The sequence below is a fragment of the Massilia sp. Dwa41.01b genome (assembly GCF_014171775.1).
Classification (GTDB): domain Bacteria; phylum Pseudomonadota; class Gammaproteobacteria; order Burkholderiales; family Burkholderiaceae_D; genus Telluria.
This window is the reverse complement of the sequence record NZ_CP050454.1, coordinates 3170538-3189456: the sequence shown is the minus strand read 5'-3', so window position 1 is coordinate 3189456 and position 18919 is coordinate 3170538. Positions and strand designations below refer to the sequence as shown.

The following is an 18919-nucleotide window of genomic DNA, read 5'->3' as shown; positions in this document are numbered from 1 at the left end:
ATGCGGTTTAGCTCATTCAACGCATGACAGCCGGGCAATGTTTCCGGCTCTTTCCTGTGCCAGGAAAATTTAAGGGAAGACAATGATACGCGTTGCCATTTGTGACGATCACCAGATAGTTCGAGCAGGATTCAAACAGATTTTCTCGTCGTCCGGCGATTTCGAAGTCGTCGCTGAGGGTGCCACCGGCCGCGAGGCGCTCGATATTGCCCGTCGTGAGATCTGCGACGTGCTGCTGCTCGACATCGCGATGCCCGACCAGAGCGGGATCGACATCTTGCGCACCATCCGCCGGGGCCAGCCCAACCTGCCGGTGCTGATCCTGTCCGGCTATCCGGCACAACAATATGCCCTGAACCTGTTCAAGATGGGTGCCAACGGCTACCTGAACAAGGAATGCGACGCGGACGAACTGAAGACCGCCGTGCGCACCGTCTTCCGGACCGCCGTTATGTCAGCTCCACCGTCGGCGAACTGCTGGCGCAGAGTTTCGATCGCGATCCGAACACAGCGTTGCACACCGAGCTGTCGGACCGCGAGTTCCGGTGTTCCTGCGCCTGGCGAAGGGTGCAACGGTGTCCGACATCGGCAATGCCTTGTCGCTGTCGATCAAGACCGTTTCCACCTACCGTACCCGCATCATGGAAAAGATGGGCCTGCAGTCAAACAGTGACCTGACTTACTATGCCATGAAGAACAACCTGCTCGACTAAGTACTCGACCAGAAATAAATGTGAATTTTGGCAAACAGAACCGGACGTGCCGGTTCGGATGCGGTGCAAGGCGGCGAGCGCGCCGCAGTGCGAGCACTGCCCCGCAAGCGGACGCGAGCCAACGCAGCAACGCGCCGGTTATGGAAGCCAAAAACACATTTATTTTTGGGTGAGTACTTAGCAGGTTCGCGGACGCCGCCCGGCGTCCGCCCCGGACGGTCCGCCCATGTCAACGCGGGCTGCCGGCAAGGCGGCCCTGCCGCCCGCACGCCTTCGCCAGGCGTCACCCACCGACAGGCCCTTGTCGAGCGGGCATGCTGCTCCGCACATCTGTCGTATCCCGCCCACTCCACAGAACTGCCAGGCTGCAATAGATTCCCAAGGGGACTATAATCTTCCGGTCCGGCACAGTTGCGCGAAAGGAAGCCAGCAGATGTACTTTACCAGTGGTCCCATGCCCGCGCGCCAGCGCGCCTTGCCTTGGTACAAGACCTTGCTGTGCTTTGCCTGCGTGCTCATTCTCGTGGCGAATGGCGTCAGCCTGCTGCGCAATCTCGAGGGGCTGAAGGCCGCGAACAGCCTGCAGGACCAGACCACGAAAGTGGCCGACGAGCTGCAGCACCTGAACCTGCTCGTGACCGATGCCGAGAGCAATTTGCGCGGCTATTTCCTCTCCGGGGCCCCGACTTACCTGAGCAGCGTGCAAGGGGCGCCTGACCAGATCGACAAGCAGCTGCGCAAGGTCGGTACCCTGTTGGCGGACAATCCTGCCCAGCTGAAAAACCTGGCCCAGCTGCGCCTGGCGGTCGAGCGCCAGCTCGGCATGATGAACCAGGCGCTGGCCATCTACCAGGACGGCGGCCTGCGCGAAATCCTCGCCATCACCGGTGCTGCCGGCGAAGGCGAGGGCGACGAAATCCGCATGCAGGTCGTCATCATGCTGAGCGAACAGAACGAGTTGCTGGCCGCGCGCAGCGCCGCCTTCTACGCCCAGTACCGTCACGCGGCCATGCTGGGCCTGGGCATCAACGCCGCCGCGATTGCCGTGCTGCTCCTGTTCTATCGCCTGGTGCAGCGCAGCTTCGGTGCCCGCCTCGATGCCGAGTATGCCCTGCAACAGACCAACGAACAGCTCGAGACCATGGTTGCGCGCCGCACCGAGCAATTGTCCGTACTGTCGCGCCACCTGATCCACGTGGCCGAGGACGAAAAATCGCGCCTGGCGCGCGAACTGCACGACGAAATGGGCGCGAACCTGACGGCGATCGGTATCGACCTCAGCAGCGTAAGCGAACAACTGCGTGCCACGCGCCCCGATCTCGTCGAGATGCTGGCCCGCGCCCGCGCCACGCTGGTCGATACCGTGCAGCTCAAGCGCCGCATCGTCGAGGATTTGCGCCCCAGCCTGCTCGACAACCTTGGCCTGTCGGCGGCCTTGCAGAGCTATTGCGAGGATTACGCCCGCGTGACCGCGCTCGACTGCGACGTGCTGGTGGACGGCGACATCGACAGCGTCAGCCCGATGCATGCGATCGCGCTGTTCCGTATCGTGCAGGAAGCGCTCAACAATATCGCCAAGTATGCGCGCGCGGGCAGCGTCATCGTGCACCTGGCGCTCGAAGACGGCGCACTGGCACTGGAAGTGAGCGACGACGGTGTCGGCATCGGCGACGATGCCCTGGCGCGCACGAAGTCGCACGGCCTGCTGGGAATGCGCGAGCGCGCCTTGCTATTGGGTGGAAAACTCGAGGTGGGACGGGGGATCAACGGAGTCGGAACCTGCGTGCGGGCACGCATTCCGGTCGTGGCGAGCGTCGCGGAGGCCCCGCCATCGAAGCCGCCGGTTCCATCGCCGGTCGTGCCGGCGACGGAAGACGACGATCTTGCCGAGCTTGCCTTTAGCGGGCTACATCCATTAGCAGGCGGTCATATTCGGTCTTAGCGACCTTGTAGCACTCGCCCGCATATTCTTCCAGGCCGGCGCGGTCGAGCACCGTGATGTTGCCGCGGCGGTACTGGATCAGGCCTTCGTCCTGCAGCTTGCCGGCAGCGGCCGTGATGCTTTCGCGGCGCACGCCCAGCATGATCGAAATCAGTTCCTGGGTCACTTTCAGCTCGTTGCCTGGCGAACGGTCCAGGCGGTCGAGCAGCCAGCGGCAGAGCTTTTGCTCGATCGAGCTGTGGCGGCCGCCGACGGCGTTCTGGGCCATCTGGGCGAACAGCGCGTTGGTGTAGCGCATCAGCAGCTGGGGCAGGGCGCCGCCGCGGTTGAAGGCGTCGCGCAGGTATTGGGTCTTGAGGCGGTAGCCGTAGCCGGCGCTCTGCACGACGGCGCTGCACATGGCGCGCTCACCCATGAAGAGCGACACGCCAACCACGCCTTCGTGTCCGACCACGGCGATCTCGGTGGTGGCACCGTCTTCCATCACGTACAGCAGCGACACGATTGAAGTCGTCGGGAAATACACGTATTCCAGTTTGCTGCCATACTCGAACAATTCCTTGCCGAAAGGCATAGGAACCAGTTCCAGGTGCTCGAACAGGGTTTCCAGGTCCTGGCGCGGCAGGGCGGCCAGCAGTTCGTTCTGCTGGGTACCGCTGAAGCTGACAACTGGACGGGACGCCGCTTTGTTTTCCTCTTTGGTCAGGGGGAGCTGGTTGACCGATTGTGCTTTTTGCGTGACACCACCGAGTTGAGCGTTGTTCATTTTCTGTCCTCTTATCTAACGTACTGCATGGAGTGCGACTCTTGGGGGGCACTGTTGACACTGCCTCATCGCGATGTGTGTACATTAAAGCTATAGTCCGGTGCCGAACATAAGATTAGGGGTTGCCCCCGTGTAGGCTGTATGCATGGTGTCTTGTCAGTCCAGTCCTACTGGGAAAGATGCCGAAAATCAGCCGAATCATTGAGCTGACGCAAGGATCTGGCTCATAATGGGCGCAATTACAACCCCCGCGCCCCTCCATTCCCGCATGCATGTCCTACTTGTCGAAGACGATGCCGTCCTGGCCGATGGCCTGATCCGTACTCTGCAGGGGCATGGCATGCAGGTCGAGCTGGCCCGCGACGGCCTGCAGGCCGACCTCGCGCTGCAGCGCAACCCGCCGCTGGTCGCCGTGCTCGACATTGGCTTGCCGGGCATTGACGGCTTCGAGGTGGTGCGGCGTCTGCGCGCGCGCGGCGACGCCACCCCGGTGCTGCTCCTGACCGCGCGCGATGCCGTCGAGGACCGCGTGCGCGGCCTGGAAACAGGCGCCGACGACTACCTCGTGAAACCCTTCGCCACGCCCGAGCTGGTCGCGCGCATCCGCGCCCTCGGCCGCCGCAATGCGCCCAAGAGCACCGTTCTCACCCTCGGCAACCTCGTCTTCGACAGCGGCGCCCGCCGCGCCCGCGTGGGCGAACGTGCGCTGGACCTGTCGGCGCGCGAGTGGGCCGTGCTCGAATACCTGCTGCAACAGGCGGGCAGGGTGGTGTCGAAACAGCAGATCATCGATGCCATCGCACCCTGGGGCGACGACCTGACCCTGAATGCCGTCGAAGTCTATGTCTCGCGCCTGCGGCTCAAGCTCGACGGCGCCGGCCTGCAGCTGCGCACCATTCGCGGCTTCGGCTACCTGCTGGAAGCGGGCACGGCCACGTGAAGCGCGACCCGGGCCGCCACCCATGATCCGCGAAACGCGCCAGCGCCCGCAGCGCCGCGCGAGCGGCAAGGCCGGCAGCATCCGCCTGCGCCTGCTCAAGTGGCTCGTCGCGCCCATCCCGGTCTTCAACCTGGGCGCCGCCACGCTCACTTACCTGCTGGCCTGGACGCCGGCCCAGCTCGCGTTCGACGAGGGCTTGCGCGCGGCCGCGGCGGCCGCTGCGGGCCGCGTGCGCGGCGGCAACCTGGCCTCGCTCGGTCCGCCATCGATCGCCGACAACGCCGGCGAGGCAGGCTGGGTTGCCGTGCATGACCTGGACGGACGGCGCCTGGCCGGTGCCGCCGCGCTACCGGCACCGAAGGGCCCCGGCCTGGCCGACGCGCGCATGCACGGCGAACCGGTACGCGTCGCCGTCGCCGAAGCCGCCACGGGCGCCGGGCCGGTGCGCGTGAGCGTGGCGCGCACCGTGCGTGCGCGCCAGGGCGCGCGCGCCGCCATCCTGCGCTCGCTCGTCCTGCTCGAGATTGTGTTCAGCCTGGCCCTGGTGGCCCTGGTCTGGTTTTCGGTCGGCAATGGCCTGGCGCCGCTGGCGCGGCTGCGCGCCCGCCTCGATGCGCGCGGCAGCGGCGATCTCGCTCCCCGGACGATGCCGGCCTGACGCGCGAACTGGCGCCCGTGGTCGACGCCTTCAACGCGCTGCTCGGCCGGATCGAGGCCGGCGCGCGCGCCGTGGACGAGTTTCGCGCGAACGTGGCGCACCAGCTGCGCACGCCCCTGGCCGGGCTGCGCCTGCAGCTCGAATGGCTGGCGGCGCGCCATGCGGACGACCCCGAGACGCGCAGGTCGGTCGAGATGATGCTGGGCGCGAACGAACGCATGATCCGCCAGACCAACCAGCTGCTCTCGCTCGAGCGCGCCGAACCGCAGCGCTTCGCGCGCGCGCGCCTGGTGCCGCTCGACCTGGCGCAGGTGGTCGCCGACAGTGTCCAGACTTTCGTGGAGCGGGCGGCCGTCAAGGAAATCGACCTCGGCTTCGAACTGGAGCCGGCGCCCGTCCGGGCGACGTCTTCCTGCTGCGCGACCTGGTCGACAACCTGGTCGACAACGCGCTGCGCTACACGCCGCGGGGAGGGCGGGTCACGGTCGGCTGCGGCAGGCGCGCCGGCGGGGGCGCTCCTGCGCGTCGAAGACAATGGCCCGGGCATCGCTCCGCACCTGCGCGCCCAGGTGTTCGAACGCTTCGTGCGCCTCGACGAGAACACGGCCGGCAGCGGCCTGGCCTGGCCATCGTGCGCGACATCGCCAGGCTGCACGGAGGCGATGTCCGGATCGAGGATGCGGCCCGGGCGGCGCGGTCTTCACGGTCAGTTTTCCCTGAGCGCATCGCCCGATTCGGGCGTATTTAGCTCCGGAAAGACCAGTTTGTCAGCTCCCTGTCAGCATTTCCTCAGGGTAATGCAAGCTTGCTGAGGTATGATTCTCCAGAGGAAACTTTTTGCGGCAAGCCGCGTAGACGGCCAAGCCGTCCTTCTGGGGATAACAATGAAACGGCAGACCGGCTTTACGCTCATCGAACTCTTGATCACCGTTGCGATCATCGGCATCCTGACGGCGATCGCCATCCCGAACTACGGCAGCTACGTGTTGCGCACCCGGCTCACGGATGCGTATTCGGGCCTTGCGGGCACGCAGCCGATCGCCGAGCAGTACTGGTCGACCAACCGCACTTACGAAGGCTTCGGCACGACCCCTGGCCAGTTGCCGGCGGGCACTGCCGACTTCGTCTTCAGCGTCAGCAACGACACCGCGACCACCTTCACCGTCACCGCCACGGGCAGCGGCACTGGCCCGACCGCCGGCTTCGTGTTCTCGATCGACCAGGGCGGCAACCGCAGGACCGTGTCCGCGCCGGACCGGCTGGGCCAGGCCGAACAATTGCTGGGTACGCACCAAAGAAGGAGGGTGCAGCCAATGACGTGGCCGACGAGGCGCTCGCCTGGCGCCCTGGCCCGGCGCGGTTTCACCCTGATCGAAGCGATGGTCGCGCTGGCCATCCTCGCCATCATCCTGTCGATCGGCGTGCCGATGATGAGCGAATGGACCTACAAGAACCAGGTCGCCAGCGCCACCCAGTTCTACTCCGAAGGCCTGGTCATGGCCCGCAACCAGGCCCTGAGCAACAACAGTTTCGGCCGCATGGTGCTGACTCCGAACGGCAATGGCCAGAAGGACTGGCAGGTCGACATCTGCTTCCCGACCCCGGAAACACCCTGCACGCGCGAGAGCGACAACTGGTCGACCCTCGAGGCCGCGGCGGCGGACGACCCGGCCGGGGCGACCGGATTCAAGTCTGTCCTGCGCCCCGCCGACGCACTCCCGGCCGCGGCCGTCCTGCAGCAGACCTTCACGCCGGCCACGGCCGATGCGGTGTACTTCACGCCGCTCGGCTGGGTCGACACGACCGTTCCCAACGGGCTGCGCCGCATCGTGCTCGAGCCCCGTGGCAGCCGTGCCGGCGCCACCCCGAAGGTCGCGGTCGCCCTGACCCTGGCCGGCATTGCCAGCCGCTGCAAGCCCGACGCCACCCAAAACGACCCCCAGAGGTGCCCACCATGAAGAAGATGCCTTCCCTTTCAATGCGGCGCCAGGGCGGCGTCGCCCTGCTCGAAGCGCTGATGGCGGCCGTGCTGCTGGCCATCGGCCTGCTCGGCACCGTCGGCCTGCAGGCACGCTCGTACGCCGCCCTGTCCGAGGCCAGCATGCGCGCCGAAGCCACCCTCGCGGCGGAAACCCTGATGGGAACCATGGCGACGAACAAGGAAGCACTGTCCGGGTATGCCTACTCCGGCGGCACGCCCAGCAGCCAGCTGGCACCCTGGTACCAGGCGACCCGCACCGCCATTCCCGGTGCGACGATCGCGATCACGGTGGGCGAGGGCCCCATCAACGAACCGCGCGAGGTCACCATCACCATCGGCTGGCAGCGCCAGGCCACCGCGCCCGCCAACAGGCACGTTATCCGCGCTTACATCTAGGAGAACCCGATGCGTTCCAGTCTCCCCCGCATGCGCGGCTTCTCGGTCGTCGAGCTCCTGGTCAGCGTGGCCATCGGCCTGCTGGCATTGGGCTTTGCCACCCGCCTCGTCACCGGCGCGGAATCGGCCAAGTCCTCCGCGATCGCCACCTCCGATTCGATGCAGAACGGCATGCTGGCGATGTTCTCGATCAGCGGCGACGCCCAGCAGGCCGGTTACGGCCTGAACGATCCACTGCTGGTCGGCTGCAACACCTTCTTCCGCGATACCGAAGGCTACGAGCTGGCGGCGGCGGGGGGGCTGCATCCCCTGGTGCCGGCCCTCATCGAATCGAACGGTACGAGGCCTGATACGATCACCCTGTATTCGGGCAGCAGCCAGGGGGGCAGCGGAACGGCGCGCGTCGTCGGATACGACGCGAATTTGCCCACGAGCCTGCAGCTCGGCGGCGAGCCCTACGGATTTTCGCGGGGCGATGTCGTCGTCCTCGCAGCCGAAGACGGCAGCGGTGACTGCGCGCTGGCCCAGGTGTCCGCCGACCCGGTCAAGCCCATTTCACCAGCCAATCCCGTCCTGAAAGTGGCGGAGGTGGACGTCGACTTCCGCTACAACGCCAACGAAGGCAGCATCGGTATCCCTGTCCTGCCAGGCAACATGCGTGTCTTCCACCTCGGCCGGGCGGGGGCGCTGTCCTTCCATACCTGGTCGGTCGATCAGGGCTTCCTGCAGTTGCGCGCGACCGACATGGCCGGCGCCAGCCGGCTGCCGGCCACGGTGGCGGACAACATCGTGTCGATCAAGGCCCAGTACGGCTTCGATACCCGCGACGAGGAGAATTTCGTCAAGCGCGAAATCCTGAGTGTCGGGAAGTGGTCGCCTACCATGATCGATGCCGACGGAATCGGGGGGGTCGGCAACCGCGGCGACTACCAGCGTATCGTCGCGCTGCGCATTGCCGTCGTCGCACGCAGCAAGAAGCGCGAAAGCCAGCAGGGCGGCTGCACGGCCACCACAGCCCGGCCGACCGTGTTCGCGAGCCAGTCGCCAGTGGGCGTGAACGCCGTGCCGATGGAGGTCGACGTGGCGGTGCCTGGCGACCCCGTCGACTGGCGCTGCTACCGCTATCGCGTGTTCGAAACCGTCATGCCAATGCGCAATTCACAATGGAGCCCGAACAATGCAGCCGTCCATTAAGGCCCAGCGGGGCCTGGCCATGCCCGTCACGCTGATCATCCTGGCCGTGATGCTGATGTCGAGCATCTACCTGCTCAAGTCCACCAACTCGACCACGATGACGGCAGCCAACCTGGCCTACGATTCGGCCCAGGCGCGTGCGGTCGACTTCGGATTGATGGAGGGCTACCGGTGGTTGAATGTGACCGTGAAGACCAGTGCCGGCACGCTCAATGAGACAGGGCCAAGTACCGGCTACGTCGCGACGCTCCACCCCAGGCTGAGCACGCGCTCCGAACAATTCTGGGCCGGAAGCCGGTCCGTGACCTTCGAGGGCCAGCCGGTGGAGTACGTCATCCATCGCCTGTGTTCGGTCCAAGGTAGCTCGGGCATGGCGGCGGACGGCACCAGCAACGGCTGTGTCATGACCGCCGACAACCTGGCGCGCAGGAAGATCGGGCCGGGCGAAAGCCTGGCGATCGACGCGCCGCGCTACCGCCGGCCGCCGAAAGTGCACTTCGTCGTCACCGCCCGGATTGCAGGCAAGCGGGGCGGTAATGTCGTGAACCAGATGGTGGTGCTGGTCGGCCCCTGACGCCGGCACCGAGACCGGCCCGGAACAGGGCCGGCAGCAAGACCGGCCCGGGACAGGGCCGGCATCCAAGACTGGCCCGCAACCGGGTCGGCGCCCAAGACCGGCTCGCAGCCGGGTAATGAGAATGGAAATACGTATGAAGCGCATACTCTCGCTGATCGCATTGCTGCTCCTGGCCCCGGCCAGCCAGGCGGCGCCGACCTCCATCGCCAACCTGCCGCTGCTGAACATCGACGGCACCGGCACGGTGAAGCCGAACCTGATGCTGCTCTACGATAACTCGGGTTCGATGGCCAGCACCTTCACGCCCGACTACGTGGACGACACCGGCTCGTGCCGCTCGCGCGGCACCCTGGCCAGCGGCACGCGCGGCTGCCGCATCGGCGATCCGCCGTTTGCCAGCGCCGACTTCAACAAGCAGTACTACAACCCGAAGGTGCGCTATCTGCCGCCGGTCAGGGACACGGGCGTGTCCTTCGATTCGATGACCAGGCAAAAGACGACGAACTGGACCCAGGTGCCGGCCGACGCCTTCGGCATCAACAAGACCGACCTGCTGGGCCAGGGCCAGACCATGATCGACCTGACCCAGGGCTTCCCCGACCTGGCCTGGTGCGACACCAGCAGTGCCAACTGCGTCAAGAATGAACTGGGTTATTCGTACCCGAGCGACACCCGCTACACGCCGGTGTACTTCCTGGCGAACCCGTACTACTACAACATCAACGTCGGCGAATACTGCACCGACGCCACCTTGACCGATTGCCGCGTGACCACGGTGGGCGGGGCCGCGCCGGCCGGCTATCCGGTGGCGGCACCCCTGCGCTGGTGTAACAGCCGCGCCCTGACCACCTGCCAGGCGAAATATGTCGGCGCCTACAAGTACCCGCGCTTCTCCGATCCGAACCGCGTCCCGGACTGGTACGGCAGCATCACGGTGCGCGCCTCCACCACCAGCAACCGTACCCGCATCAAGACCGTCGAGGCCATCACGCCGGCAGGCAGCATCACCCTGACCAGCACCGCTGTCTTTGCCGACAACGGCACCGACACCGCGGCCGAGCAGGGCGGCCGCCGCGAACGCACTGGCCGCGTCGATCGTGGCCAAGCGCGACAGGCAGTACACGGCCTGCGTGCGCACGCCGACCGTGCTCGGCGTGCCGGCCTGCTCGAGCTACGACATTTCGCTGGGCAGCGACGCCATCGTGGCGGTGGTGCCGATCACCTGCAACGGCACGACATGCACGCCGGTCAGCGACGGCAGCCGCGCCGGCGTCGACCTGGTCGTCGGTGCCGACGACACGGTGACCGCGCTCCTGACCATCTCCGGCCGCGCCAACAACGGCAAGCGTACCGAACTGTCCTCGCTGCTGCTGGGCAGCACCCAGCTGCTGAACACGAAAATCACCTTCGACAACAACGCCAGCGCCAATGGCGTGGCGATTGCGCTTGCCGAGAGGATCGGCACCAACGGCATCATCCGCGCGTATGTCGGCAGCACCGCGAACAGTCCGCCGGCCTGCGCCGCTGCGCCCGACACCACCCTGTGCCTCGTGAGCTCCCCGGGCGAACCGTGCCGGCCAGGCCATCACGGTCGGCGCCCTCACCAGCAACGGCAACCTGAGCTTCACCCAGAAGCCGGCCGCCGCCGACGGCATTCCGACCACGACGCTCGGGCTGGGCGCCTCGGTGTTCAGCCGCGTGGACATTGTCCCGGCCAGGAACAGCTACCCGCGCGTCACCGAGCGCAGCGACTGCGCCGGCACCACCTGCACCTACGACGAGGAGATGACCAACTTCGCCAACTGGTACGCGTACTACAAGACGCGCAACCAGATGATGAAGACCTCGGTCGGCCTGGCCTTCCAGCCGGTGGGCGAGGGCTACAAGGTCGGCATCGTGTCGCTGTCGACCGCGGCCGCCGAGGGCGGCATGACGATCCCGCAACCTTTCATCGGCAAGGCGCGCGCCGACTGGTACGACGCGCTCTACAAGATGAACGGCAACAACTCGACACCGCTGCGCCAGGCCCTGCATGCCGTCGGCAAGATGTATGCGAACCTGGCGCCCTACAAGCGTTCCGCCGGCAACGAGGTCGTGCGTTTCCCGTGCGAGCAGAACTTCACCTTCATGACCACGGACGGCTACTGGAATGGTCCGGCGGCCGCGGACGTCGTCAGCAACGACAACGTCGAGAGCACGACGCGCTTCTGCTCGAAGGACAAGGGCTGCGTCGATCCGACCCCGCAATCGGCCAACTCGCTGGCCGACATCGCCCTGTACTGGTACAACGGCGGTTCGAACACCGAGAGCACTTCGCTGCGTACCACGCTCGAAAACTGGGACAACGAAGGCCTGGTGCCGGGCAGGACCGGTATCGACAACAAGCGCCTGCACATGAATACCTACACGCTGGGACTGGGCGTCGACGGCATCATGACCTATGACAAGAACTACGGGTCGCCCACGGCCGGCACCGACTTCCACAAACTGATCACCGGTGTCGCCACCGGCTGCCCGTGGAACAACAACGGCCCCTATGTCTGGCCGAATCCGGCGACGAACGACGATACCGGCGGTGCCACCTACCAGTCGCGCGTCGACGACCTGTGGCACGCGGCGATCAACGGACACGGCAAGTACTTCAGCGCCTCGGCGCCGCTGGAGGTCGTCGCCGGCCTCTCCAGCGCGCTGTCGGATATCCAGGAAAAGCAGGGCGCCGCCTCGGCCGCCGCGACCTCGACCCCGAACGTGTCGGTGGACGACAACGACCTGTTCGCCGCCACCTTCACGACCGTGAAGTGGTACGGCGAACTCGAGAGCAAGGAGATCGACGTCTCCACGGGCGCGGTATCGCGAGTCGCCAAGTGGAACACCTCGACCCTGCTGGGCGCAAAAGTGGGCGCGCTGACCGATACGCGCAGGATCCTCATGCGCGACGTCGACACGGGCGGCCTGAAGGAATTCCGCTATAACCTGATGACGCCGACCGAGCAGGGCTGGTTCGACAACAAGTGCGGCCAGCTCGACCAATGCCCGACGCTGACCGTGCTTGATCGCCTGGTCGTCAACGATGGCCGCAATATCGTCGGCTGGTTGCGCGGCCAGCAGCAGTTTGCCAACAACAGGGTACTGCGCGAATACGCGCGCAAGGCCGCCGATCCGGAAGCCGCGTTGGGGCAGTTGCCGCTGGTGCTGGGCGACATCGCCTCGTCCAAGCCCGCCTACATGCGCCGGCCGACCAAGAATTACGAGGATTTCGATGACCCGGACGTGAAGGACCCGGCGTTCATCTCCGGCTACGGCGCGTTCAAGTCGGCCAAGGCCAGTCGCGCCCCCACCGTTTTCGTTGGCGCCAACGACGGCATGCTGCATGCTTTCGACGGCGAGACCGGCGACGAGCTGTGGGCCTATGTGCCGCGCATCACCATGAAGAAGCTCTACCGCCAGGCGAGCACGACCTACGGCACCAACCACCAGTTCACGGTGGACGGTTCGCCCGAAGTGGTTGACGTGAAGATCGACGGCGCATGGCGCACCGTGCTGGTCGGCGGGCTCAATGCCGGCGGCCGCGGCTACTATGCGCTCGACGTCACCGATCCGGCCGATCCGAAGCTGCTGTGGGAACTCTGCGCCGACGCCGCCGTGTGCGGCAAGCACGACGACGACATCGGCCTGACTTTCGGCAACCCGCAAATCGGCGTCTGGACGGATGGGAGTGGCGGGAAGCACTGGGCCGCCTTCCTGAGCTCGGGCTACAACAACATCCCCGGCACGGACGGCGTCACCGTCGGCACCGGCAAGGGCTGGCTGTATGTCGTGGACATTGCCAACGGCACCATCCTGTCGAAGACCGGGACCGACGGCAGCGTCGAGACGCCTTCAGGCCTGGCGCGCATCACGGCGATCAGCAAGGACCCGCACACCGATCCGCGCGTGACCCACGTCTACGGCGGCGACAACCTCGGCCGTATGTGGCGTTTCGACTACAGCGCCGGTGGGGACGCCCGCTTGCTGAAAATGGGCGACGCCGGCGTCAACCAGCCAATCACGACCCGGCCGGACGTCACGATCTGCGAGGCCAGGAACCCCGACGGTACCGTGGTGAGCCGGCGCGTGGTGGCCTTCGGCACCGGGCGGCTGCTCGACCAGGGCGACATCCGGGACACGAGCGTCCAGGCCGCCTACGTCCTGGCCGATAACGGCAAGGCGCTCGGCAGTGTGCCGGTCGCGACGATGGTGAACCGCCAGCTGAGCGTCATCGCCGGCACCGGGACGGCGTATGCCATCAGCGGCCCTGACGTCAATCTTGCTCTCGGCACGGCCGATGGCTGGAGCATGCGCTTTGACCGCAACCTGGGCGAACGCGTCAACCTCGACCCGAAAATCATCGACGGCGCGCTCAACGTCGTGACCAACGTGCCAACGACGCCGACCGGCTGCAAGGTGGGCGGCAGCAGCAATGTCTACCAGCTCAATGTGTGTACCGCCCAGCCCCTGATGAGCGTCGCCGTCACCAGCGGCAACCGGACCACGTACGTGGCGGCCGCGGGGCAGACACTGTCGAACTCGGCGGCTGCGGTTGGTACCACCGTGATCAGCCTGCCGTCGGGCGACCTGCGCCAGATCACCACCAATGCCGACGGCGGCATCATCAGCACCACCGCCGTCAACGCGTTGCCGCTGACAACGAAGATTTCCGGCTGGCGCCGGGTGCGCGAATGAGGTAGGGAAGAGGGAAACTACGGGACCGCGGGAACGCGGGTTCCGGACAGGGCGATACGACGCCCCAGGCGGCCCGGCCGGAGCAATCGCTCCCGCCGGGCCGCATTCTATTCACACGAGCGGCGCCGGAATCGGTAAAATCGAGGGTTTTCTCCATTGGGGCCATCCGGGCTCGACTATGTCCAACGAACCTGACATCCTTGCCGCCGACGAAGGCAGCGCTCTTGACACCACTGCCGCTGCCGCTGCCGATTCTGCGCGCCCGCCGGCCGCCATCGCGCGCGAAGTGGCGCGCCGCCGCACCTTCGGCATCATTTCCCACCCCGACGCCGGTAAAACCACGCTGACCGAAAAGCTGCTGCTGTTCTCGGGCGCGATCCAGCTCGCCGGTACCGTCAAGGGCCGCAAGAGCGGCCGCCATGCCACCTCCGACTGGATGGACATCGAGAAGCAGCGCGGCATTTCGGTCGCCTCCTCGGTGATGCAGTTCGAGTTCCGCGACCACGTCATCAACCTGCTCGACACCCCCGGCCACCAGGACTTCTCGGAAGACACCTACCGCGTGCTGACGGCCGTCGATTCGGCGCTGATGGTGATCGACGCCGCCAAGGGCGTGGAAGAACAGACCATCAAGCTGCTCGACGTCTGCCGCATGAGGAATACCCCGATCGTCACCTTCATGAACAAGCTCGACCGCGAAACCCGCGACCCGCTCGAGCTGCTCGATGAACTCGAGTCGGTGCTCAAGATCGAATGCGCGCCGGTGACCTGGCCTATCGGCATGGGCAAGAATTTCCGCGGCGTGTACCACCTGCTCAACGACACGATCATGCTGTTCAAGGCCGGCGAAGAAAAAGCCGACGGCGCTTTCGAGATCCTCAAGGGTATCGACAATCCGAAGCTGGCCGAGATGTTCCCGCTCGAGATCGAGCAGCTGAAGATGGAAGTTGAGCTCGTGCATGGCGCCAGCCACCCGTTCGACCTGGAGCGCTTCCTGTCGGGCGTGCAGACTCCCGTGTTCTTCGGTTCGGCGATCAACAACTTCGGCGTGCGCGAAATCCTCTCGGCCCTGGTCGACTGGGCGCCGGCCCCGCGCGAGCGCGACGCCACCGTGCGCGCCGTGGAGCCTGCCGAGCCGAAGTTCTCCGGTTTCGTCTTCAAGATCCAGGCCAACATGGACCCGGCCCACCGCGACCGCATCGCCTTCCTGCGCGTGTGCTCGGGCCGTTTCGAAAAGGGCATGAAGGTCAAGCACCTGCGCCTTGGGCGCGAAGTCAAGCTGTCGTCGGTCGTGACCTTCATGGCATCGTCCCGCGAGCAGGTGGAAGAAGCCTACGCCGGCGACATCATCGGCTTGCCGAACCACGGCAACATGCAGATCGGCGACAGCTTCTCGGAAGGCGAGATGCTCACCTTCACCGGCATCCCGTACTTCGCCCCGGACCTGTTCCGCACGGTGCGCATCCGGAATCCCTTGAAGATGAAGCAGCTGCACAAGGGCTTGCAGCAGCTGGGCGAGGAGGGCGCGGTGCAGGTGTTCAAGCCGGTGCTGGGCTCGGACCTGATCCTGGGCGCGGTCGGCGTGCTGCAGTTCGACGTCGTCGCCAGCCGCCTGCTCAATGAATACGGCGTCGATGCCGTCTTCGAGGGCTCCAGCATCAGCAGCGCGCGCTGGGTGTCGAGCGACGACAAGAAGGCCTTGTCCGACTTCGAGACGCAGCTGGGTCACAACGTGGCCTACGACGCGGCCGGCAACCTCGCTTACCTGGCGACGTCCGGCGTGAACCTGCGCCTGACCCAGGAGCGCTGGCCCAAGCTCACCTTCCACGCGACGCGCGAGCACGCGGCCAAGCTGGCGTAAGCCGCTGGGCGCTACACGAACGGCCGGCGGCATGCCGGCCGTTTTCACGTCGGCGGGCCCCGCCTCACTGCGCCCCGCTGGCGGGCGCCTCCAGGTCCAGCGTGCGCACGACCTGGTCGACGACGGTGCCGTCCGGTTCCGTCACCTGGATGCGTACCGGCAGCCAGTGCTGCTGTGGTGCCAGCCAGAGCTCCACGCGGCGCTCGCCGGACGGCGCCAGCTGCGCCAGGTGCACCGCGGCCAGCCGGCCGATGCCGGTGTCGATCTCTTCCTGCCCCATGACCGGAAGCGCGCGATCCCGGTGCCGGCGGCGCCTCCCACGACGATCTCGATCACGTCCTGCATCTGGTCGGGCTCGGCCAGGCCCATGCCGGCCAGCTGGATCAGCACCGAGGCGCGGTCCTGGACGCCCGTGGGGAGGGGAGCAGCCCCGCCCGCATAGTCGATCCGGTTCTCCTCGCGGTTGAAGCGCGTGACCCATGCGCCCCCGGTCGGCGAGCGCTCGCGCGTGGACGCGGGCGCCATGCCGGCATCGTCCTCGCCGCCCTCGCTCTCGAATTCGCCGAGCACGCCGTCCAGTGTCAACTGGTAGCGGCCAGCCTTGCGCTGCCAGGACAGCCGGGCGGAGGCGGCCGGTTCGGCCTCAGCCCCGGGGCGCGTACGGATCACGGTGTAGCCGATGCTGGCGGACGGGGGCGGGCGCACTGGTAGCGTCCGGGCATCTGTTGGGGCAGGATGCCGGTGGCCCGGTCTTGTGCTTGCGCAGGGCTTGCCGCCGGTGCCGGCGCGTCGCCTGCCGCGTCGAGGGGAACCGATCGTAGCGCCGGCGCCGGTGCCGGTGCCGGTGCCGGCAGCGGCATTGGCGCCGCGGCGGATGCCTGGGCGGCGGCCGCGGGCGCATCGGCCTGCGGCGCGGTCGCAGGCTGGGGCGTGGGGACCAGGCGCAACGCGAGCGGCGTGCCGACCTCGGGCAGCGGGGGCGGCGTGAAGCGCGCGTCGACCCAGAGCATGAGGAGCAGGTGCAGGACGACAGACAACGCGCACCACGCCAGCAGGCGCCGGTTGCGCGCCAGGTGGACGGCAATCTTCATCCCGCTAGTGTACCTGCGTGGCGGCAATTGTCCATGGCGGGGAGGGTGTTGCGATTGCTCAAAGGCAGCGCCGGACGGATGACTTAGATTGATCAAATGCGATAGAGAAACTTCGGTACCTATCGCGAAGTCGCGTACTGTCGCGCGGCGCCCATTGACGAGGCCATCATGCACATTCCCCAGCACTTCCCGGCCGCGGCCCTTGCCGCCGCCTTCCCCTCCCAACGCCGCGGGGCCTGAGCCATGCTGTCGCGCCTGCGGATCGGCCCCAAACTGCTGCTGGCGCCCGGCGTCGTGCTGGTGCTGCTGGTCCTGCTCTCGAGCGGCGCCTGGTACGCGATGGTGCGCCAGAACGCCTCGCTGGAGGACATCGTCGGCCAGCGCGCGGCGCACATGCGCGCCGCGAGCGAGCTCGTCTTCACCGCCCAGCGCAGCCACGCGGAGATCTACCAGCTGCATACCCGGATCGGCGGCAGCTTCCCGCGCCGCCGCATCGAGCCCCTGATCGCGGACATCCACCGCCAGCACGCGCTGACCCATGCAGGGCTGGAGCGGGTGGCGCGCATGACCCCTGCCGGCAGCGCGGAGCGGCGCTATGTCGACCAGGCCGCGGCCGCCCATGCGGTGTACGTGCGTGCCGTGCGCGACGCGATCGAACTGGTGCGCGATGACCAGTCGATCAGCGCCAACGCCATGAGCAAGGCGGAAGCGGCCTTCGCCGTCGTCGCCCAGCGCCTCAATGCCCTGGCCCAGCTCGAGCAGACGCTCTCCGAGGAGGCCTCGGCGACGGCAGCAAGCGACTTCCGCACGATGACCTGGCTGATGCCCTGCGTGATCGCGCTGGCCATTGCCGTCTCGCTGCGCATCACGGTGGCGGTGCGCAGCACGCTGCTGGCCGAGATCCGCGGCATCGGGGCTGCGGCGGTCGACCTGGCCAGCGGCGACCTGACGGTCAGGACCGCGTGTATGGCAACGACGAGATAGGGGAAACCTCGCGCGCGCTCAACGCCAGCATCCGCAACCTGAACCTGACGCTGCGCACCATCCTCGAATCGGCGCGCTCGATCGGCACGGCGTCGCGCGACCTGGCCCCGGGTAACCTGAACCTCACCACGCGCGCCACCTTCCGCGCCAGTTCGCTCGAGCACACGACCTCGTCGATGCAGGAGCTGGCCGCCACCGTCAACCTCACGGCCGACAGCGCCCGGGCAGCGAACCGCCTGGCCGAATCCGCGTCGAACGTGGCCCAGCAAGGCGAGAGCGTGGTCGACCGGCTGGTAACGACGCTGGCCACGGTCAAGGGCAGCGCCCGGCAGGTGGGCGAGATCGGCGCGCGCATCGACGCTATCGCCGTCGAGACGGGTACGCTGGCGCTGAACGCGGCCCTGGAGGCGGCGCGCGTGGGCGAGGGCGGGCGCGAGTTCGCGCTGGTGGCCGGTGACGTGCGTTCGCTGGCGCTGCGCGCCGGCGCCGCCGCGCGCGAGATCCGCGAGCTGGTGGCGCAATCGGTCGCGGAGATCGAGGGCGGCACTGCCGGACCGCGCAGGCCGGCAGCAGCATGGCCACCATCGCCACCTCGGTCCAGCAGGTGGGCGACATCATCAGCAAGATCAGTTCGGCCAGTGCCGAGCAGGCCAGCGGACTGCTGGACGTGAACCAGGCGATCGTGCAGATGGACCAGGTCACGCAGCGCAATTCGACGCTGGTGGAAGAAGCGGCCGAGTCGGCACGCAACCTGCAGATGCAGGCCCTGACGCTGTCGCGCGCGGTGGCCGCGTTCCGGCTCGACGAAGCGGTGACAGCACCCGATGTGGCCACGCCGCCGTCGAGCGTGGCCGACATCGACATGCGCGACGTGTTGAAGGACGGCCGGCGCGACGCCAGCCAGCCCGGCCGGGGCGAGCGCAGGAAGACGCCAAGGCCGCATTTGCGGCTGGCGTCGAGGAGGGATTGATGTCGTTTGGACGTCTCGACCATCGTACGTCGTACCGCGTGGGCACGAGTGCCCACCCTACAACGGCGGTGCACCGTAGGGTGGGCACTCGTGCCCACGCGGTCGTACAGATCCGCAGCCGCAA

The 18919-nt window shown here is 66.9% G+C and carries 17 protein-coding genes and 2 pseudogenes; 16 read left to right on the top strand and 3 right to left on the bottom strand.

Going from position 1 to position 18919, the window contains the following annotated elements:
- The first annotated feature begins 82 nt into the window (after window positions 1-82).
- Together G4G28_RS14565 and G4G28_RS14560 are read left to right on the top strand one after the other, a co-directional pair.
- Window positions 83-713 (top strand): annotated as a pseudogene (locus G4G28_RS14565) (response regulator).
- A gap of 433 nt (window positions 714-1146) precedes the next feature.
- The gene (locus tag G4G28_RS14560; protein WP_182988818.1) at window positions 1147-2655 is read left to right on the top strand and encodes a CHASE3 domain-containing protein; all 1509 of its coding nucleotides are present in this window, start codon (window positions 1147-1149) and stop codon (window positions 2653-2655) included.
- Here the strand turns inward: G4G28_RS14560 and G4G28_RS14555 are convergent.
- A complete protein-coding gene (locus tag G4G28_RS14555; protein WP_182988817.1) occupies window positions 2612-3421 on the bottom strand; it encodes a Crp/Fnr family transcriptional regulator in 810 nt (269 codons plus the stop codon). The two genes, G4G28_RS14560 and G4G28_RS14555, sit on opposite strands and share 44 nt — an antisense overlap.
- A gap of 268 nt (window positions 3422-3689) precedes the next feature.
- On the opposite strand from G4G28_RS14555, the gene G4G28_RS14550 reads away from it, so the two are divergent.
- The 11 genes and pseudogenes from G4G28_RS14550 (at window position 3690) to G4G28_RS14510 (ending at window position 15750) form a co-directional block, all read left to right on the top strand.
- Window positions 3690-4361 carry a response regulator transcription factor gene (locus G4G28_RS14550; RefSeq protein ID WP_183107522.1) on the top strand — a complete coding sequence of 224 codons (672 nt, stop codon included), beginning with the start codon at window positions 3690-3692 and terminating at the stop codon, window positions 4359-4361.
- Window positions 4362-4383: 22 nt separating this feature from the next.
- Window positions 4384-5019, top strand: a complete 636-nt coding sequence (locus G4G28_RS28375; RefSeq protein ID WP_308600661.1) for a sensor histidine kinase N-terminal domain-containing protein — start codon at window positions 4384-4386, stop codon at window positions 5017-5019.
- Between the two features lie 17 nt (window positions 5020-5036).
- Window positions 5037-5225 (top strand): annotated as a pseudogene (locus G4G28_RS29285) (histidine kinase dimerization/phospho-acceptor domain-containing protein); the annotation flags it as partial.
- On the top strand, window positions 5162-5767 hold the full coding sequence (locus G4G28_RS28370; RefSeq protein WP_374039805.1) for an ATP-binding protein: 606 nt from the start codon (window positions 5162-5164) through the stop codon (window positions 5765-5767). The pseudogene G4G28_RS29285 and the gene G4G28_RS28370, both read left to right, overlap by 64 nt.
- A 136-nt stretch (window positions 5768-5903) precedes the next feature.
- Complete coding sequence (locus G4G28_RS27775; protein ID WP_275944326.1) at window positions 5904-6977, top strand: prepilin-type N-terminal cleavage/methylation domain-containing protein; 1074 nt, start codon at window positions 5904-5906, stop codon at window positions 6975-6977.
- On the top strand, window positions 6974-7396 hold the full coding sequence (locus tag G4G28_RS14530) for a hypothetical protein (RefSeq protein ID WP_183107521.1): 423 nt from the start codon (window positions 6974-6976) through the stop codon (window positions 7394-7396). The genes G4G28_RS27775 and G4G28_RS14530 overlap by 4 nt, the downstream gene beginning before the upstream one ends.
- Window positions 7397-7405: 9 nt before the next feature.
- On the top strand, window positions 7406-8590 hold the full coding sequence (locus tag G4G28_RS14525) for a PilW family protein (protein WP_182988812.1): 1185 nt from the start codon (window positions 7406-7408) through the stop codon (window positions 8588-8590).
- A complete protein-coding gene (locus G4G28_RS14520) occupies window positions 8574-9164 on the top strand; it encodes a hypothetical protein (RefSeq protein ID WP_182988811.1) in 591 nt (196 codons plus the stop codon). The genes G4G28_RS14525 and G4G28_RS14520 overlap by 17 nt, the downstream gene beginning before the upstream one ends.
- 136 nt (window positions 9165-9300) lie before the next feature.
- A complete protein-coding gene (locus G4G28_RS26375) occupies window positions 9301-10788 on the top strand; it encodes a hypothetical protein (protein ID WP_229507646.1) in 1488 nt (495 codons plus the stop codon).
- Between the two features lie 77 nt (window positions 10789-10865).
- Window positions 10866-13889, top strand: coding sequence for a pilus assembly protein (locus G4G28_RS14515; protein WP_229507645.1), 3024 nt, complete (start codon window positions 10866-10868; stop codon window positions 13887-13889).
- A 178-nt stretch (window positions 13890-14067) separates the two neighbouring features.
- Window positions 14068-15750 (top strand): peptide chain release factor 3, encoded by a 1683-nt coding sequence (locus tag G4G28_RS14510; RefSeq protein ID WP_182988810.1) that lies wholly within the window; start codon window positions 14068-14070, stop codon window positions 15748-15750.
- A 64-nt stretch (window positions 15751-15814) separates the two neighbouring features.
- Here G4G28_RS14510 and G4G28_RS14505 read toward each other — a convergent pair whose 3' ends face one another.
- Together G4G28_RS14505 and G4G28_RS14500 are read right to left on the bottom strand one after the other, a co-directional pair.
- Window positions 15815-16030, bottom strand: a complete 216-nt coding sequence (locus G4G28_RS14505) for a DUF3108 domain-containing protein (protein ID WP_183107520.1) — start codon at window positions 16028-16030, stop codon at window positions 15815-15817.
- A gap of 385 nt (window positions 16031-16415) precedes the next feature.
- Window positions 16416-16841, bottom strand: a complete 426-nt coding sequence (locus tag G4G28_RS14500) for a hypothetical protein (RefSeq protein ID WP_183107519.1) — start codon at window positions 16839-16841, stop codon at window positions 16416-16418.
- Window positions 16842-17084: 243 nt separating this feature from the next.
- Between G4G28_RS14500 and G4G28_RS26370 the strand changes: the two genes are divergently transcribed.
- Genes G4G28_RS26370 through G4G28_RS26360 form a run of 3 tightly spaced genes read left to right on the top strand, consistent with a single transcriptional unit; the run spans window position 17085 to window position 18795 of the window.
- Window positions 17085-17825 carry an MCP four helix bundle domain-containing protein gene (locus G4G28_RS26370; RefSeq protein ID WP_229507644.1) on the top strand — a complete coding sequence of 247 codons (741 nt, stop codon included), beginning with the start codon at window positions 17085-17087 and terminating at the stop codon, window positions 17823-17825.
- Window positions 17804-18496, top strand: a complete 693-nt coding sequence (locus G4G28_RS26365; protein WP_229507643.1) for a methyl-accepting chemotaxis protein — start codon at window positions 17804-17806, stop codon at window positions 18494-18496. The genes G4G28_RS26370 and G4G28_RS26365 overlap by 22 nt, the downstream gene beginning before the upstream one ends.
- Complete coding sequence (locus G4G28_RS26360) at window positions 18400-18795, top strand: hypothetical protein (RefSeq protein ID WP_229507642.1); 396 nt, start codon at window positions 18400-18402, stop codon at window positions 18793-18795. Before G4G28_RS26365 ends, G4G28_RS26360 begins: the two co-directional genes overlap by 97 nt.
- Window positions 18796-18919 lie beyond the last annotated feature (124 nt).

Coding starts and splice junctions, on each gene's coding strand:
- G4G28_RS14560 (WP_182988818.1), top strand. CDS start 1,147: ATGTACTTTACCAGTGGTCCCATGCCCGCGCGCCAGCGCGCCTTGCCT.
- G4G28_RS14555 (WP_182988817.1), bottom strand. CDS start 3,421: ATGAACAACGCTCAACTCGGTGGTGTCACGCAAAAAGCACAATCGGTC.
- G4G28_RS14550 (WP_183107522.1), top strand. CDS start 3,690: ATGCATGTCCTACTTGTCGAAGACGATGCCGTCCTGGCCGATGGCCTG.
- G4G28_RS28375 (WP_308600661.1), top strand. CDS start 4,384: ATGATCCGCGAAACGCGCCAGCGCCCGCAGCGCCGCGCGAGCGGCAAG.
- G4G28_RS28370 (WP_374039805.1), top strand. CDS start 5,162: ATGGCTGGCGGCGCGCCATGCGGACGACCCCGAGACGCGCAGGTCGGT.
- G4G28_RS27775 (WP_275944326.1), top strand. CDS start 5,904: ATGAAACGGCAGACCGGCTTTACGCTCATCGAACTCTTGATCACCGTT.
- G4G28_RS14530 (WP_183107521.1), top strand. CDS start 6,974: ATGAAGAAGATGCCTTCCCTTTCAATGCGGCGCCAGGGCGGCGTCGCC.
- G4G28_RS14525 (WP_182988812.1), top strand. CDS start 7,406: ATGCGTTCCAGTCTCCCCCGCATGCGCGGCTTCTCGGTCGTCGAGCTC.
- G4G28_RS14520 (WP_182988811.1), top strand. CDS start 8,574: ATGCAGCCGTCCATTAAGGCCCAGCGGGGCCTGGCCATGCCCGTCACG.
- G4G28_RS26375 (WP_229507646.1), top strand. CDS start 9,301: ATGAAGCGCATACTCTCGCTGATCGCATTGCTGCTCCTGGCCCCGGCC.
- G4G28_RS14510 (WP_182988810.1), top strand. CDS start 14,068: ATGTCCAACGAACCTGACATCCTTGCCGCCGACGAAGGCAGCGCTCTT.
- G4G28_RS14505 (WP_183107520.1), bottom strand. CDS start 16,030: ATGGGGCAGGAAGAGATCGACACCGGCATCGGCCGGCTGGCCGCGGTG.
- G4G28_RS14500 (WP_183107519.1), bottom strand. CDS start 16,841: ATGAAGATTGCCGTCCACCTGGCGCGCAACCGGCGCCTGCTGGCGTGG.
- G4G28_RS26370 (WP_229507644.1), top strand. CDS start 17,085: ATGCTGTCGCGCCTGCGGATCGGCCCCAAACTGCTGCTGGCGCCCGGC.
- G4G28_RS26360 (WP_229507642.1), top strand. CDS start 18,400: ATGGCCACCATCGCCACCTCGGTCCAGCAGGTGGGCGACATCATCAGC.